Below are 15,195 nucleotides of genomic sequence, written 5' to 3'. Positions count from 1 at the left end.
AGTGAAGGTCTCGGGCGGGGGCAGTGGCAGAGGCGATGTTCCGGGGAGCGGAACTGTTCCCCGAGGCCCTGCCGGAGCTGTGGCGATGGCCGGGATGATGCAGGGTGGCTTGCCGGGCGGCGGGGTGCGTGGTTTGGCAGGAAGGGCCGGGGCTGTTCCTGCTGAAGGACCTGCAGCCGGAGGTGCAGCCGGACCTGCAGCCAGAGCTGTGGCCGGAGGTGCAGCCGGAGGTGTGGCCGGAGGTGGCTCTGGCGGAGCCGGAACGAGAGATCCCGAAGAGGAGCGAATGGAACGAATCCGGCGCAACTACGAGACCGACAAGGCCGCCCTCGCCGGGGAGAGAGAGCCCCAGCCGGCCCTGGCCCGCAGTGCCAGCCACGATGCTGGCGGGGCCGGGGGGAGTGGGGGAGGAGCGGGAGGCAGTGGTGCTCAGCGTATCCGGAAGAGCGTTGATGATGTGGTCAGTGCATTGCAGGATGACATCAGGCAGGAGGGATAGGCCATGCAGCAGCGCAGACGTACACGCGATGCCGTGATGCAACATGCCATCCGGACCTGGAAGCTTGTGTGCAAGCACAGTGATGCTCCGGATGAAGATCCTCATGGGCGCATGAGTTGGTTTGGGGCGACCGACCGGACATTTCCGCTGGAGGCCGGACTGAAAGACCAGCTGGAGCACCTGTTTGGTGTAGACCTCTCGAATGTGCGAATTCACATCGGCGAGCATGCCGAAGAGCTCACTCGCCAGGCCGGCGCGGTTGCAGTGACGATCGGGAATGACATCTACTTTGCCCGGGGTATGTACGCCCCGCACAGCGATGAAGGCCGGCAGCTTTTGGTGCATGAACTGCAACACGTAGTGCAGGTTTTGCGCGGGGAGCGAATGGTCTACAGCGAGGAGCTGCTGGATCTTGAGCTTGAGGCTGAGCTGGTGTCTACCCTGTTGCAAGGCCGTCCGTTGGAGGCGATCGAACGTGATAAACTACAGGGTGACACCCCGGGGGCCTTCGGCCACACCGACGAGGCAACACCGGAGGGGTTATCGCGGGGTACTGGCGGTGGAGAGCTCGCGCAGTTTTCTGCTGCCAACAACGGGGTGGTAATCGAGCTGTGCTTAAGAAGTGGAGAGGTCGTGCGCTTGAGCAAACGCGAGTATGAACGGGTTATCGAGGCATCGCGCAAGCAGTTTGAAGAAGAGCTTGCCGAGCGGCTGGCAGCCATGACCAGAGAAGCCGGTGAACGGGAGATGATGAAGGTCTATGCCTGGAGCCACAGGGGGCTTGTATGAAGCACGTACCAATGGTGATCGATGAGCTACGGGAGGATGTACGGCGGTTGTATTATACCTTCTTGAAGGAAATGGATCACAGGTTGTATGGGCGGATGAAGAGCATCCGGCGTGAGGACATAGCGCGAGAGGTCGCCGGGTATGAACGGGTACATTGTGAGGCAATGTCCAGCCGGGCGCTGGAAGAGTTTGAACAGGAACTCGCCAAGCTTGATCGTAGCGAGCTGGAGCAGCTGAAGGAAACCTACCTCGGACACTATACTGAACTTGGGCTGAGTTCCGGCACCGCCTTGAACCGACCGCGCCGGATGATTGGGGACATGATCGCCGCCGAAGCGCACGAGGCATTGCGGCGGATACTGCAGGTGGTGTGGGTGCATGGTGATCAAACCGCCCGACGGGGGATCATGGACTACTACGACGGGAAGGCCGAGATACGCTTTGACCTTGATCCCACCGAGGGCGCGCTGGGGAAAACCACCCGCGAGCAGGGGGTGCGAATCTTTCATCTGCACCGGGATTTTGCCACCGCCCACAGCGACGCCGGTATCTACGAAGCCGCCTTGATTCTCTCACACGAGCTGCACCGCACCGGAACCGGCGAGAACCGCAAGCAGAAAACCCGCGAGGCTGTGGAATCGGACATCGCCATGGCCGGGAAGGTGCGCAATAGCTATCGTCGTTTGCCGGGAAGAAATCACCGCTTGATGGAGTTTCTGCAGGGTGTCGAGAAGATACGCGGGAAACGCTCACTCCATGCAATTGTCGACAAGCTGTTCTCCAGCCAGGCAGAGTACTGGCTGCTGACTACCGACGGAAACATCGAGTGGGGTGATGACACAGGAAGTAAACGGGATCTGCATGTGCAGCATTATTTGCCGGATACCAATGAAGGGGCGCGCAGTATTCGCAGGGCACATATTGAGGATGAAACAGGATCGATCAGCCAGGCTTTGGCACGGTATGTCGGCCTGCAGCGGGCAGAGGAACTACTAGGCCGTAGTTTGCATGATCTGCGGATATATGATGACCAGACCCTGATTGATGTGTTGGAACTTGCGGATGAGGCCGGTGTTAATTCCCATCGCGTGCTGTGGGATCAGAGAGTTCTCCCTCACCCGTTTATGTGGGCATCTTTTACGGAAGACCAGCGGGAGAAACTGGCCGGCGAGGCCATGATGAAGCACCACGGGATGGAGTGGAACGGCAACGCCTGGATCGATCATGATGAGATATCACTTCCTATGAGCGATGTTGAAGATCTCGGGCAGATAGTGATCAATGAGGATGAGAACGGCAACATTGCGCGCTTTGCCATACAGGGACTGGTGATGCGGGATCGCAGCAGTCATGACTCGTTGAGAACACACACAGCAAGAAGAGGTGATCCAAATAGAGAAGCACGTGAGGCGGATGAGCATTTGCAGGGACTCGACTCTATCATTCTGACCAAGCACGATCTTGACGGGAACGAGATAGGCAGATACAGGACCGATGGCTGGCAGACGGTGGCGAATGGCTACAATGCATCTCTGCCGGAAGGCGCCCGTGCTTACATTAATACAGAGGTCTATCGCAAGAGTACCATAGCAACCAATCATCCCTTTTACATGCGCTTCGGGGGTTTCAATTCATCTCAATGGGACGGTCCGTATTTCGAGATAAACCGGGCAAAAACGATAGGTGGGACAGAGATAGGTGCTGATGCCGGACGAAATGGTAACGATGATCCTCGTTGGTTGGGGCATAGTGACAGAACAAATAGCAATACTTGGTCTGACGGGCTTATCTCAGCCGGTTGTTTTATCAACACCCCAACCGTGTTGGCCGAGTTGGATGATCAGATAACCGATTGGGGAGTGGACTACCCCTATGATGTGCGAACCGTAATCCGGGAGGAGTAACAATGAAAGCTGTAATTCGTAAACTCGGGGTTGTGGTGAGTTTGTTTCTGATTGGAGCCATCGTGTACGGAATGGACTGGTACGACGAGCTTCGCGATTCATTTGGGCGGGAAGAATCGGTTAAGGTGGGGCATTCAGAGGGGAACCTTTACTGGCGAGAAAACATGGTGCTTGTTCACCGTGATTTTGATGATATTCCAATTTCCGAGATGGAGCTCAACACTGATTCCGGGTTTCTTGAAGTAAAGATTCTCGGATCTACGATGCACGTAATACTAGGGGACGAATACATCCTGGTTGCTGATGTGGATCCGCTTGAACATCAGGCCGTATCAGAGATAGACGGGCAACCCCTCGGGGTAACAAGCCCACATTTTTTCGAACACCGCCAGAGCGCAGAGCAGAATCCACGTGAGTTTATTCGGTCGTTTGGGATTCCCTATTCCGCGCTGGATGTCTCGATTACCAGTAGCAACTATATGATCGAGATGGTTCGGGGAAAAAGGGTTGAATATAGCGGAGAGTATCTCAGTGATTATCTATATCACATAAGCTTGCGGGGACCCTATGGCGGAGGGCACAACCCCCTTATCTACCCCTGGGTTGAGGATGTCGAAGGCCCCGGTATCGGCGAGTGGATTCAGATTGACATCAGCGAGGGTCGCGACCGGTTCTACGTGCTCAACGGGTTTGTGGATCCTTATCGCCCGCATCTGTACAAAATGAACAGCCGGGTGAAGGCTGCGACTGTGATCGGCACCACCGAGGACGGGCGCAGTCTGGAGCAGCAGGTGCGGTTTCTGGATTTTGTGTACTTCAAAACCATTCAGTTTCCCGAACCGGTAGTCTCCATGCGGCTGGTTATCGACAGTGCCTACCCTGGGTCACGCTGGCAGGATACGGCAATTTCCGCCATCATGCCGCCCCATGATACGCTGAATACGTCGGAGCGTGCAGAAATATTCGGACGCTGGTGGGAGAACTACTGGGAGAGTAGTGAATGATTTCGTCCCCCACATTACAGCAAGCACTCACTATCCCTGAGCTACCGCGACGTATAGTGGCGCTTGAGCAACTTGCCGCGGAATATCCCGAGGAGGTCGAGCTTCTGTATCATCTGGGTGATAGCTACGCACGCTCGGGCGCGACAGGAGAGGCAGTTCGGGTGCTGAGCCAGGCTGCTGAGCGGCTGCGTGGAAGCGACCGCACCGGGTGTGACGAATCGATATCTTCCCGTGTGTTTCTGACCCTATCACAGCTGTACGGTGACGACGGGGAACATGCAGCAGCTGTGAGCGAGCTTGCATACGCCCACGAATACATGCCGGAAGACCGGAAGATTGCCTCAGCATATGCATTGATGCTGTTGCGATGCGACCGTACTGCGGAAGCATGTTCGGTCTATGATCATCTGTGGGAATCGGATAGCGAAGCACTCTCAGCATCTGATCTGCTGCATTCCTGTCGCGCGCTGCGAGCTAAGGGAAACCATGCGGCGGTTGTTGAACGGGTATCGTATCTTGAAGCTCGACATGGGCTGAGCTATTCGGCAGGGTTGCTGAGCTCGCCCTCCTACGAAGCCCTGGGTCGGTATATCGAAAGCTATCTTGCAGCGGTGCAGGACATGGACTGGTCTCGTTTGACCGGCAGCATAACAGATCAGCAGGTAGCCGAGAACCAGCAGCGAATGCAGGCGGCAGCCCGGGACCTTGTAGATGAAGCAAATCAAGATATGCTGGAAGCTGTACTGGCAGGAGTTGATCGCTACTTTTCCGGTAGTTTTGCAGCCGGCGCGGAATGTGTTTCCGGTGCCAATGGTGTTGATCTGTTGTACTGGCGATACCTCACGCAGGTGTGCAACCTTCGAGGCACCCCTGCTGATGTTGAGGTGCGTCGCCGCTACCTCGAACTGGAGCCGCTGTTTTCCCGTTTTCCCGGCTATTATTATCATCTGTGGCACGCACTGAGGGACGGCGACCCGTCATACTGCTTCCGTACCGCGCAGCAGCTTCTGGAAAAGACAATAGCCATAACCGGCAGTAGTACGTATGGCACCCGCACCAAGGAAGAACTGTGCCGTCTGGTGGGGCTGGATGCATCATGTGCCGAACGGTTGTTGACAGCACATGAGATGGAACAGCTTGTGACAACGACAGGGTCTGAAGTAAATGAAAGGGCTGCTGATGCAGTTCTGGACTGCCTTGATCTTCCAGCGACGGTGTACACCCCTCATGCAGTGCAGGCGGTGTGGGAGATGTGCAGCCACCCAGCGTATGTCGGGTACTTTCGCACACGAAGCACGCACTACTCACCGGATACACAGCGGATTCTTGCAGGTATCCTCCCGACAATCCCGTGAGACCTTCTCCCCCGCCAGGGGGCGGAGCGGAAATCCCGCAGGGCCGGGCGGGGGCCGCCGGCGAGGGGCAGTGAGCCGGAAGCGGCTCCCGCAGGAAGAGTGAGTCGGGGGTGGGTCAGGTGGTGCTTTGGACGGAGTGCGTGCCGGCCCGAGGAATTGCAGTGGAGCACCCGGTTGCGGCAGCCTGGTGCCGCAAGGCGGCCAGAATTCTTGAACAACAACACAAAAAAAGCGCGCTCCCTGAAGGAACGCGCTTTTACATAGCAGGGACAGGACTCGAACCTGCGACCTCCGGGTTATGAGCCCGACGAGCTGCCAACTGCTCTACCCTGCGTCGTGTGTGCAGAAGATATCAAATCGGCGGATATGCGTCAACCCCCAGGACGAGAAGATTGTAGGAAAAGTGGAGCCCCGTTCCGGCCAGAAGAATCAGCGAATCCAGCAGGGGGGCCGGGCCCTGGTAGGGATGGGTCTTCTCGCCTCGGGCCCCTGCCCGGGGGCGGCTGCGGGCATTCCGACGATCCCGAACATAGGCCCAGGGACGGCCATAGAGGAGGGCGGTGGTGCTATGGAGTGCCCCCGCCAGGAAGATGCGACGCAGGAAAATGCCCGGGGAAAGGAACAGGAAAAGAAGGTTCTCTGCCGAAGCAAAGCCGAAGCCTCGCAATGCTGCTCGTCCCGGAGGGTGAAGACGGCGCCAGGGTGCCACGGCACAATATTTGGCCAGTTCCTCCACCAGAGCGATCAGAAAGAGCCGTATCAGGGTTTCTCCGCGAGGAAGCCAGAGGGAAGTTCCAGGAAAGAACTGGCGCACACCCAGAAAGATAAGGAGTGCCCCCGCTGCGGCGCAGGCTCCGGGAAGCAGGTCGCCCCAGTGGCTTCCCGGGACGAGTTGCACCACCAGGATGGTCGAGAACAGGAGCATCGGGATGTTTACCCCCAGAAAAGCTCCGCTCACGGCGTTATCCAGGGACTCCCGGAGTATCTGTCAGAAGGGGTTTCAGCAGAGCTTCCAGTGTAGCAATCTGCTCGGGTGTGCCGATGGTGATCCGCAGCCATTGGGGCAGGCCAAAACTGGCCAGGGGGCGCACGGTGACTCCTCCCTCGGCCAGAAGATTCGCGTAGAATCTGGCCTCGCCGGGGAAGCGCGCCGTGACAAAATTCCCCTCCGACGAGGTATGGGCCAACTTGTGCCGTTCAAAGAGGGCGTTCATGAGGGCTTTTCCCTGACGGTTTGTCTCCAGGGAGGTTCTGATAAAATCCTGATCGTTCAGTGCGGCGATAGCGGCGGCTTGACCCAGGCTATTCACATTAAAAGGCGAGCGAACCCGGTTCAGGGCCTCGATAACCCCGGGATCGGCCAGACCGTAGCCCACGCGGAGGGCTGCCAGGCCATGAAGTTTCGAGAAGGTCTGAAGGACAATAAGATTGGAATGGTCTTTCAGGTATTGCCGGGCATCGCAGCTGGCAGGATCCTCCTGGAACTCCAGGTACGCGTGATCAACCACAACAAGTATCTGAGACGATATCCGCTCCAGGAACCGCTTTAGATCATCCTGGGAGATGGTTAGCCCCGTGGGGTTGTTGGGGCTGCAGAGAAAGACGATCCGGACCTGCCGTCCACCTGGTTCTTCCAGACGGTCGGCGATCCGCTCCAGATCGAAGGCCAGGTCGGGCATATCGACCGTTTCCACCCGGCCGTCGAAGAGTTTTGCTGCAAAGGCGTATTGCGAGAAGGTGTGGGCTCCCACCAGGACACAGTCTCCGGGGTTGATATAGGCTGCTGCGATCAGGGTGAGAACCTCGTCGGAGCCGTTGCCCAGGATTATTTCTTCGGGAGTGAGGCCCGCCTGCTCCGCCAGAGCCTGCTTCAGGGCCAGGGCTGTTCCGTCGGGATAGATGTGAGCTTCCGTTGCGGCTTGGCGGATCGCCTCGAGCGCGGCTGGTGAGCACCCCAGAGGGTTCTCGTTGGACGAGAGCTTGATTGCCCCGGGACGGCGTGCGCCGGGAACGTAGGGGGGCATGTCGGAAAGAATCTGTCGTGTTTTCACCGTTCTGTTTTTCACCATCCTATAGTAGGTCCTGGAACCTTCCCGGTCAACGCCAGATAGAGAATCTCATCTGTCAGGTCGTGCCACTTTGCTCCGGCTCCCTGCTTTCAGTCTCCGAATCTTTTCCGGAAGAATGGTTGGCGACGGGCGGCGGATTGTCTCGCAGGTAGGCGTGATCCTGACTAAGGTCTTCAATCAGATCAGACAGTTTCATGGTCAGGGAGTTTTCTGTGGTTTTTGCGAAGATCACATCCCGGGGTGATTCCACAGTCTTCTTCACGGCTCGCATGATCAGGTCTATTTCCTGATACTCAAAGCCGTGCATAATGATAACTCGTTCACTCATGAAGGAAGTGTAAACGGAAGAAAGGGGCTTCGCCAAGAGTGGTTTGCCGGCTTGCAGCGTCTCAATAATCTCTGCCTTGACTTTGTTCGGAAAAGTTCTTAATTTCTCGGTGCCCGGTTCAGGGCGGAGTTAGGCTAACAAATTTTGTTCCACTCGTGATATACTATGCTGAGACTATGCCGGGTGTACCAGGGCGCGGGAAATTTTCGCGTAGCAGGCGCTGAAAAGGAGTTTTCATGTTGATAGAACAGATTACCGAAAGCCTCGGGCGGTACCTGCTGGCGATCTACCATTTGGCTGCCGAGAACAAGGTGGCTCGTTCCAAGGATATCGCCGAAGTGGTGGGGGTGAGCAGACCCTCCGTAACGGGGGCGCTCCAGAAGCTGGAAAAGACGGGCATGATCAACTATGAGCCTTACGGCTATGTGAGCCTCACCGACGCGGGGGATGGTCTTGCCCGCAAGCTCCTTCTGAAGCATCGGGCTACCCAGGATTTTCTCCAGCTTGCCCTGGGGTTGCCCCACGAGCGGGCTCAGGAGGTGTCGGCTCAGATCGAACAAAGTTTGCCTGCCGACGTGCTTTGCAGGCTTGTGCAGTTCAACAATTTCTATCGCAACAACCCCGGAAAGCGTTTTGACTGGGACCCCGGGTGTCGTCACCTCTGCGAGCATCTCTATGGCATGCATGGTCCAGGTGGGCGTTGCGCCGACGATGACTCTCCCGGAGGGCCCGCTCCCGGCAGCGTCGACAACAACGAGGCCTTCAGGGAGCCTGTCCCGGTGAAAGCCGATTCCCCGGGCCGGCGGGGGGATAATCCCCTGGAAGAGCCCCCTGGCTCGCCCATCTCGCCTGTCTCGAGGCTTCCCAACGGTATAGACTGATCATCCCCTCCTGGCGCAGGGCCGCGCCAGGAAGCTGTCAGGGTGATGGTCCGGCGGTGGACTCCAGGGTATAGAGAGCCCGCAGTTCTCTTCCCAAGGGGGCCCACTGGGTTGCCACGGTCTGCAGCAGTTCCCGAGCCGGAAAATCTCCGCTGAAACTCTGGGCCTGGACTGTCTGGTAGTCGAAGGCAGGCGCGGTCCCCGAGAGGGTTCGGTCAATAAGGACGCTTCCTGCAATAAGGGCCTCCATGAACTCCTCCAGGGCGGTTCGAACACGGTGTCGATGTTGCTCGTAGAGTTCCGAAAGCTGCCGACGGGCCAGGGAGGAAGTGCCCGATCTGCGACGTATTCTCAAAAGCTCTTCCCCCAGAGTTCCCCGTTTTTCCCCCTTACCCATGAGCGACGAGAGTCGTTCCAGGGATTGGTCTATCTGAAGTGCCGCCTGATGCAGGGCGTTGCGGACGTCCAGGTGCTGAAAAACCGCATCGATCACCACTTGCGTTACCACCCGCCGCGTGTCGTGGAAAAACTCGCTTTCCCCCAGAAGCAGGACAAAGCCCATCGTGGTGGGGTAAAGCTCAGAAGGAAGCCATGACGGAGGGGGGCCGCTGACCTGAAAGATCTGTGAGAGCCGTTCCCTGAGTTGTTCGGTCCGGTGGGTGAGCAGCAGTGCCCCCGTTCGTTCCGTTGCCCTGGCAGTCCAGGTCTGGTGAAAGGTCTGCCACCATTCGTTGCGGATCAGCAGGGGCCGTATCTCCAGATAGGGGTCCTCCCAGGCAAGTTTTGTGATCTCCAGGAGGGGCACTGCTACCCGGAACTCTTCCAGTTCCTGCCATATCTCCCGGGGCGGAGGTGAGGGGAGGCGGGCCCGGCGACGGGCAAAATCGCAGAGTTCCTCCGTCGCGGTATGGTTTCGCTCGCGTCGGAGAAGTTCCATGGTCTGGTGCAGCTCCTGGAGTGGGGTCTGTACCACTCGCAGGGGCGTGCGGACCAGGCCCTGTTCAGCTGGAGGCAGGAGTGACTCCAGATCGGCCCGGACCAGAATGCTCAGGGCGGTGATGGTCGTCCACAGAGGGGTCAGGGTTTCTTCGATTCGATGTCGCCGGATCTCCAGCTCTTCCTTCAGGTGATTCTGAACTGCCTCGCGAGCCACGGCCAGGGTTGTCTCGGTGCTCTCCAGAAGGGTTTCCGGTATGCCTGCTGCGTCTTCCAGGGCCTGGTGGGTTTTGGGATCTTGCCGCGCCAGGGTTTCGACCAGAAACCGGCCCCGGTTACTGCTCTGGACCTCCCGGAGGAGCGGGATAAGTCGGCGCCGTTTTATCTCCAGGCTACGCAGGCGAAGGTGAAATCCGGGCAGAAGGGCCGGTACCGAAAGGTCCAGAATGTCTCGGGCAAGGGGGGCAAGTTTTCGTCGAAGTTCCTGTAACTCGTGCCGCCGTACCGTTTTTTCCACCGAAGTACCGTGCAGCAGAGCCAGAACTCGAAGATACCAGCGGTACCAGAGGGGGAACTCGTGAAAGCGCTGCCGGTAGACCGTCTCCGGGGCCGGTTCTGCCGGCGGGTAGGGGACGGTGTAACGCTCGCTCTTTCTCACTGGCTGTGCCCGGCAACCCTGCGGGAGAGATCGATGTCCACATGAACAAAGGAAAGGTCTCCGGTGAGAAAGATCCCGAACGAGGGCTTGCCGAAGCGGCCCATCACCTCGCCGGGGTTTGCCCAGAGCGTGTTCTCCACTTTCTGATGATACCGCTGATGATCATGGCCGCTGAAGACTGCGTCGTAGAGTCGGGAATGTGCCAGGCCCCGGGCGATCTCCGGATAGTGGTTCATGGCGATTTTTACACCCTCGAATGTAAGTTCTGCAACGTGCCCGTGGAGGGTCACGTGGGGGTGCTCTCCCGCGATTCTGCTCAGGAGCAGGGGGTCTCCGTCGTTGTTGCCCAGGATTGCGTGGATCGGCCCGGAAAATCCCCGGGCCAGCTGGTCCAGGGTGAAGGGGGCACAGAAATCACCCAGAAAGAGCAAGGTCCGGGCTTCCTGGTCCTGGACCTGCTGCAGAGCTCGTTCCAGGTTCCAGATGTTGTCGTGGATGTCGCTCATGATTGCAATCTTCATCGGTTCCTCCTTGATGCGAAGGTGTAGTAAGCTTCCTCTCGTGAATACACACGGGAACAACCAAAGGGTACAAAAAACCGGTCCCAAGGACCAGAGCGCCAGGGTGATTCAGGAAATTCGGCTCTCGCCCAAGGGGATCAAGCCTGTTCGCAACGGCCATCCCTGGGTGTTTCGCAACGCCTTGGGGGCGCCTCCCCGCCCGGCAACCCTGCCTGCATCGGTACATCAGGCGGTGCAGGAACATCCCCTGGTGTGGGACCATACCCAGCCTGCTTTTGCCTGTGACCCCTCGGGACGCCCTCTGGGATGGGGCCTCTATAACGGTTCTTCCCGATTGGCTCTTCGCATAATAACCCGAAACCCCGAGATACCGATACGGGGAGAAACATTTTTTCAGCTTCTTCGTGAAGCCGTGGAGCGTCGCAGCGAATTGCGGCGGGATCGTCCCGACGGGGCGGTGCGGCTTGTTTTTGGTGAGGCCGACGGTTTTCCCGGTCTTGTGGCGGATCTTCTGGGTCGTACCCTGGTTCTGGAACTTTCCGGAGCCTTCGCCTGGGATAATCGCCAATGGATTCAGGAGGAGCTGACCCGCCTTGTGAACCCCCAAGGGGTATATCTTTCTCCAGACCGGGATCTTCTTGGGCGCGAGGGTGTTTCAGGGCCATTTCAGGGCCAATGGATCTGCCCCGGCGGGAACAGGGAGAACCCGGAGAATCCGGAGAATCCGGATATTCTGGTCGAAGAGAACGGGCTTCTCTGGCACGCCCTGCCCGAGGCCGGCCAGAAAACGGGGTTTTATTGCGATCAGCGAGAGAACCGTCGCTGGGTTGGCGATCATGCCCGGGGCGCGCGCGTTCTGGATGCCTTTTGCTATCATGGAGGGTTCGGGCTCACCGCCCTGGCGGGAGGAGCCTCGTCGGTGGTTTGCGCCGACAGCTCTGCTGCTGCCCTGAGACTGGTTGAGGCCAACCGGGTTCTTCAGCAGGCTCCCGCCGATCGCCTCCACGTGGTGAAGGGGGATCTCTTCGAACTTTTGAGAACGAACGCGGTGCCTCAGGGCCTGGAATCGTTCGATCTGGTGGTCCTTGATCCACCCAAGCTTGTCCCCGCCCGGCAACACCGTGATGCGGGGCTTCGGGCGTACAAGGATCTGAACTTGGCAGCTCTTCAGGGGATGCGCAGTGGTTCCCGGTTGGTGACGTTCTCCTGCTCGGGTGCCATAAGCCGCGACGATTTTCGGACCGCCCTGGCCTGGGCCGCTGCCGATGCGGGAAGGGCGGTGCGAGTCGAGGGGGTTCTCTCCCAGGGAGCGGATCACCCTGTGCCACTGCACTTCCCCGAGGCGGAATACCTCAAGGGCTTTGTTCTTCGGGTGGACTAGCGCTCTGCCTCGTTCCGGGTGTTTTCCAACGGTGCCGTGCTGTGGTAGTCTCCGCCGGTGATGAAAGGCATAACAGTAGTTTTTTTCTGCGTTTTTTCCATGGCCCTGGGGGCGGCTCCCGCCGAGCTTCTCGAGCTGACCTCCAGCGAGCTCCGGTTCTCACAGAACGGTTCCGATGAGGTCCGTGTCGCCCGATCGCTTCGTCAGGCAACGGGAAGCAATACCTATCTTACCAGCGCTGCCCGTTCTCCCTGGGATGAACGGCGGCTTCTGGTGGCAACCACCTTCCACGGCATCTTCGAGAGTGAGGATAACGGGGAGACCTGGAGCGCCTTGGGTCGGGGCAACGGTCTGCGCACAATTTATAAAGGCAACGGTTTCTACGATGATATCGCCCAGGCAGCCTACGACCCATCGGATCGGGATGTCCTCTGGCTGCGTCGTGCCCAGTCGGGAGAGCTTCTGGCGATTGATCGCCGCCGTGGGGCCGTGGTGAACCTGCCTGACTCCCGGGGCCAACGCGCCCTGGCTGCGGCCGTTCCAGCCCGGGACCATCCTCAGGCCCGAATGTATCCTGCCCGGGAGCAGCGCATGGAGAAGGCTGCCGACAAAGTATCCTTCTTCCTTGCTCCCTGGCATGTGGGGCCTGATTCTCTTCCCGGGCACATGGAGTTTGCCCGGGAACAGGGGTTCAACGCCGTGGTAATCGACTTCAAGGATGACAACGGTCGCATTGCCTACGAAACATCTCTTGAGTTGCCTCGCCAGGTAGGAGCCGTCCGTCGTTTTTTCGATGCCCAGCGGGTAATCCGTACCGTTCACGAGAGCGATCTCTACCTGATCGCCCGGATTGTGGTTTTCAAGGATGAGCAACTCTACCGATATCAGAACAACCGCTACGCTCTCTGGGACAGTCGCCGGAACGCTCCCTGGGGTGTGTTCCGCCAGGAGACAACTGACGATGGAGAAACCCGCTCACGCCAGGTAGAGTACTGGGTAGATCCGTTCTCGGAGTTTGTCTGGGACTACAATATCGCTATTGCCCGGGAACTTCAGGAGATGGGTGTAGACGAGATACAGTTCGATTACATCAGGACTCCTGCTGACGGTCGGCGTCAGGATATTGTCTATCGCTACAAAGAGGACAGCCCCGCCCTGAACCGCGGTATCGATTACGGCGATCCCCGGGTCCAGGCTCTTACGGAGTTTGCCCGGCGTGCCCGGGAAGAGATCTCGATTCCAATCAGTATTGATGTCTTCGGTTTCAACGGCTGGTACCGCATGAGTTATCTGGGACAGGATATCGCGGCCCTGGCTCAGTACGTGGACGTGATCTCGCCCATGCTCTACCCCTCGCATTTTCCCAGGGCCTTCATGGGTGATTTGCCCTATTTGGAGTGGGCTGAATATCTCTATGAGGAAGGCACTGCCCGGGGGAGGCGGATCACCGGTGATACCGTGCTGATTCGCCCCTATATCCAATCGTTTCTGATTGGCGGCGAGTTGCGTTTTGATGAAGATACCTATACGGACTATCTGAAACGCCAGATCCGGGGAAGCCTCTCGGCCGGGGCAAGCGGGTTTACCCTCTGGAACTTTTCGGGGCGGTACTACATGGTGTCGCGAGGACTCTGGTTCGACGATGAGGAGCGGGACGGTCCCTAGGGATCGCCCCGGTGCTCCTGGTGCAAGGTTAGCTGATCAGGAGGTGCAGTAACTCCTCGTCGCTTTTGGCCTTGAGGAGTTGCTTCCTCATCTTTGCATCCTTGAGAAGCCTGCTAATCTCCGCCAAAAACTGTACATGCGGCCCCGTCCCGTCACGAGGAGAGAGGGTCATGATGAAGATCTGGGCCGGTTTCCGGTCCAGGCTCTCGAAGTCGATCTTCTTTGGCGATATCCCCACACACGCCACCAGAGAATCTACAGCGTCGGTCTTTGCGTGAGGTATTGCGATCCCGTGTTCCATTCCCGTGGACATTCCCGTCTCGTGAGCCAGGACGTCCTCCAGGGCCAGGGCCGGGTCTTTCACTTTCCCCGTTGTACAGATGAGGTCCAGCAGGGCCCGGATAATTTGATCCTTGTCCGATCCGGGAAGGTCGGTCGTTACAAGATCGACCGTGAGCGTTTCTTTGAGCATGGAGAGAAAAATAGGCTCTCTCGAGGGGCCTGTCAAGGTTAGGCCCACTCGGTGAGCCCTCGAGTTGATCCCCCGGGAGGGCGCGGAGATGCCGTGGGGCCAATCCGGAAGCTAATGACCCAGAGAACGCTTGTGGAACCGCACCACCATGTGGACCAGGGAAGATTCCTCGCTGGTGTTCTCGATATCGTGCTCCACGTCGCATTGATAGCGGATGAAATCTCCTTCGCCCAGGCGGGCGTCGCGGTCTCCGGCCCGAACATGAATGCTCCCCCGTATAACCGTGAGAAACTCCTCGGTGTTGGGAAAATGAGGAGCCGATCGCAGTGCGCCCCCCGGAGCAAAAGAGAGAAGGTACATCTCCAGATCCTCCACCATCTGGATTGGAGTCAGCACATCAATGTGAAGCCCTTCCTCATCGGTATCCAGGGCGATGATATCGTCCCGGGTGGTGACGTGAAACTTCCTGACGGGCTCCTCGCTGCCCTCAAGAAGGCGGTTGATCTCCACCTGGAGGCCCTGGGATATTTTCCACACGGTAGCCACCGTGGGGTTTACCTTTTCGGCCTCAATCTGGGAGAGCATCGCCTTGGAAACGCCGCTCCGTTCTGCCAGGACGTCCATGGTGAGGCCCGCCTCTTTTCTGATCCGCCTGATGTTTCCCCCGATCAAGGGAGGCTCCTGGGAGTGATGCTGGGTGCCTGTCATGATCCTAACCATACTCCTGATATCT

Annotated in this window: 14 protein-coding genes, 1 tRNA gene and 1 pseudogene; 8 read left to right on the top strand and 8 right to left on the bottom strand. The window is 58.3% G+C overall.

The window, feature by feature from the left end:
• From BW950_RS15160 to BW950_RS13180, 5 genes and pseudogenes are all read left to right on the top strand, one after another.
• Nucleotides 1–499 (top strand): annotated as a pseudogene (locus BW950_RS15160) (hypothetical protein); the annotation flags it as partial.
• 3 nt (nt 500–502) lie between these two features.
• A complete protein-coding gene (locus tag BW950_RS13195; protein WP_076489770.1) occupies nt 503–1,288 on the top strand; it encodes an eCIS core domain-containing protein in 786 nt (261 codons plus the stop codon).
• Complete coding sequence (locus BW950_RS13190; RefSeq protein WP_143559248.1) at nt 1,285–3,192, top strand: hypothetical protein; 1,908 nt, start codon at nt 1,285–1,287, stop codon at nt 3,190–3,192. Before BW950_RS13195 ends, BW950_RS13190 begins: the two co-directional genes overlap by 4 nt.
• Before the next feature lie 2 nt (nt 3,193–3,194).
• The gene (locus BW950_RS13185) at nt 3,195–4,196 is read left to right on the top strand and encodes an NADase-type glycan-binding domain-containing protein (RefSeq protein ID WP_076489768.1); all 1,002 of its coding nucleotides are present in this window, start codon (nt 3,195–3,197) and stop codon (nt 4,194–4,196) included.
• Nucleotides 4,193–5,551: a tetratricopeptide repeat protein gene (locus BW950_RS13180; protein WP_143559247.1), complete on the top strand. Its 1,359-nt coding sequence runs from the start codon at nt 4,193–4,195 to the stop codon at nt 5,549–5,551. The genes BW950_RS13185 and BW950_RS13180 overlap by 4 nt, the downstream gene beginning before the upstream one ends.
• A 261-nt stretch (nt 5,552–5,812) precedes the next feature.
• Here BW950_RS13180 and BW950_RS13175 read toward each other — a convergent pair.
• From BW950_RS13175 to BW950_RS13160, 4 genes are all read right to left on the bottom strand, one after another.
• Nucleotides 5,813–5,885 (bottom strand) — tRNA-Met (locus BW950_RS13175).
• 18 nt (nt 5,886–5,903) lie between these two features.
• Nucleotides 5,904–6,509 carry a PrsW family glutamic-type intramembrane protease gene (locus BW950_RS13170; RefSeq protein WP_076489766.1) on the bottom strand — a complete coding sequence of 202 codons (606 nt, stop codon included), beginning with the start codon at nt 6,507–6,509 and terminating at the stop codon, nt 5,904–5,906.
• 4 nt (nt 6,510–6,513) lie between these two features.
• On the bottom strand, nt 6,514–7,620 hold the full coding sequence (gene hisC / locus BW950_RS13165) for a histidinol-phosphate transaminase (RefSeq protein WP_076489765.1): 1,107 nt from the start codon (nt 7,618–7,620) through the stop codon (nt 6,514–6,516).
• A gap of 55 nt (nt 7,621–7,675) precedes the next feature.
• Nucleotides 7,676–7,948, bottom strand: a complete 273-nt coding sequence (locus tag BW950_RS13160) for a DUF3783 domain-containing protein (RefSeq protein WP_076489779.1) — start codon at nt 7,946–7,948, stop codon at nt 7,676–7,678.
• 236 nt (nt 7,949–8,184) lie between these two features.
• Here BW950_RS13160 and BW950_RS13155 point away from each other — a divergent pair, with 236 nt between their 5' ends.
• Nucleotides 8,185–8,829: a metal-dependent transcriptional regulator gene (locus BW950_RS13155; protein ID WP_076489764.1), complete on the top strand. Its 645-nt coding sequence runs from the start codon at nt 8,185–8,187 to the stop codon at nt 8,827–8,829.
• A 37-nt stretch (nt 8,830–8,866) separates the two neighbouring features.
• Here BW950_RS13155 and BW950_RS13150 read toward each other — a convergent pair whose 3' ends face one another.
• Entirely contained in the window at nt 8,867–10,423 is a 1,557-nt protein-coding gene (locus BW950_RS13150; RefSeq protein WP_076489763.1) for a DUF5312 family protein, read from the bottom strand.
• Nucleotides 10,420–10,944 carry a YfcE family phosphodiesterase gene (locus BW950_RS13145; RefSeq protein ID WP_076489762.1) on the bottom strand — a complete coding sequence of 175 codons (525 nt, stop codon included), beginning with the start codon at nt 10,942–10,944 and terminating at the stop codon, nt 10,420–10,422. The genes BW950_RS13150 and BW950_RS13145 overlap by 4 nt, the downstream gene beginning before the upstream one ends.
• A 103-nt stretch (nt 10,945–11,047) precedes the next feature.
• On the opposite strand from BW950_RS13145, the gene BW950_RS13140 reads away from it, so the two are divergent.
• Nucleotides 11,048–12,325: a class I SAM-dependent rRNA methyltransferase gene (locus tag BW950_RS13140; protein WP_159438805.1), complete on the top strand. Its 1,278-nt coding sequence runs from the start codon at nt 11,048–11,050 to the stop codon at nt 12,323–12,325.
• Between the two features lie 60 nt (nt 12,326–12,385).
• On the top strand, nt 12,386–13,990 hold the full coding sequence (locus BW950_RS13135) for a putative glycoside hydrolase (protein ID WP_083944021.1): 1,605 nt from the start codon (nt 12,386–12,388) through the stop codon (nt 13,988–13,990).
• 28 nt (nt 13,991–14,018) lie between these two features.
• Here BW950_RS13135 and BW950_RS13130 read toward each other — a convergent pair whose 3' ends face one another.
• Together BW950_RS13130 and BW950_RS13125 are read right to left on the bottom strand one after the other, a co-directional pair.
• Entirely contained in the window at nt 14,019–14,462 is a 444-nt protein-coding gene (locus BW950_RS13130; protein ID WP_076489760.1) for a PTS sugar transporter subunit IIA, read from the bottom strand.
• 111 nt (nt 14,463–14,573) lie between these two features.
• Nucleotides 14,574–15,170 carry a helix-turn-helix domain-containing protein gene (locus BW950_RS13125; RefSeq protein WP_076489759.1) on the bottom strand — a complete coding sequence of 199 codons (597 nt, stop codon included), beginning with the start codon at nt 15,168–15,170 and terminating at the stop codon, nt 14,574–14,576.
• Nucleotides 15,171–15,195: the final 25 nt, after the last annotated feature.

This window comes from Alkalispirochaeta americana (genome assembly GCF_900156105.1).
Lineage (GTDB): Bacteria > Spirochaetota > Spirochaetia > DSM-27196 > Alkalispirochaetaceae > Alkalispirochaeta > Alkalispirochaeta americana.
This window is presented reverse-complemented; position numbering and strand designations above follow the sequence as displayed.

Excerpts from the sequence above, each read along its gene's own strand:
- BW950_RS13195 (WP_076489770.1), top strand. The coding sequence starts at position 503 with ATGCAGCAGCGCAGACGTACACGCGATGCCGTGATGCAACATGCCATC.
- BW950_RS13190 (WP_143559248.1), top strand. The coding sequence starts at position 1,285 with ATGAAGCACGTACCAATGGTGATCGATGAGCTACGGGAGGATGTACGG.
- BW950_RS13185 (WP_076489768.1), top strand. The coding sequence starts at position 3,195 with ATGAAAGCTGTAATTCGTAAACTCGGGGTTGTGGTGAGTTTGTTTCTG.
- BW950_RS13180 (WP_143559247.1), top strand. The coding sequence starts at position 4,193 with ATGATTTCGTCCCCCACATTACAGCAAGCACTCACTATCCCTGAGCTA.
- hisC (WP_076489765.1), bottom strand. The coding sequence starts at position 7,620 with ATGGTGAAAAACAGAACGGTGAAAACACGACAGATTCTTTCCGACATG.
- BW950_RS13160 (WP_076489779.1), bottom strand. The coding sequence starts at position 7,948 with ATGAGTGAACGAGTTATCATTATGCACGGCTTTGAGTATCAGGAAATA.
- BW950_RS13155 (WP_076489764.1), top strand. The coding sequence starts at position 8,185 with ATGTTGATAGAACAGATTACCGAAAGCCTCGGGCGGTACCTGCTGGCG.
- BW950_RS13145 (WP_076489762.1), bottom strand. The coding sequence starts at position 10,944 with ATGAAGATTGCAATCATGAGCGACATCCACGACAACATCTGGAACCTG.
- BW950_RS13135 (WP_083944021.1), top strand. The coding sequence starts at position 12,386 with ATGAAAGGCATAACAGTAGTTTTTTTCTGCGTTTTTTCCATGGCCCTG.
- BW950_RS13130 (WP_076489760.1), bottom strand. The coding sequence starts at position 14,462 with ATGCTCAAAGAAACGCTCACGGTCGATCTTGTAACGACCGACCTTCCC.
- BW950_RS13125 (WP_076489759.1), bottom strand. The coding sequence starts at position 15,170 with ATGACAGGCACCCAGCATCACTCCCAGGAGCCTCCCTTGATCGGGGGA.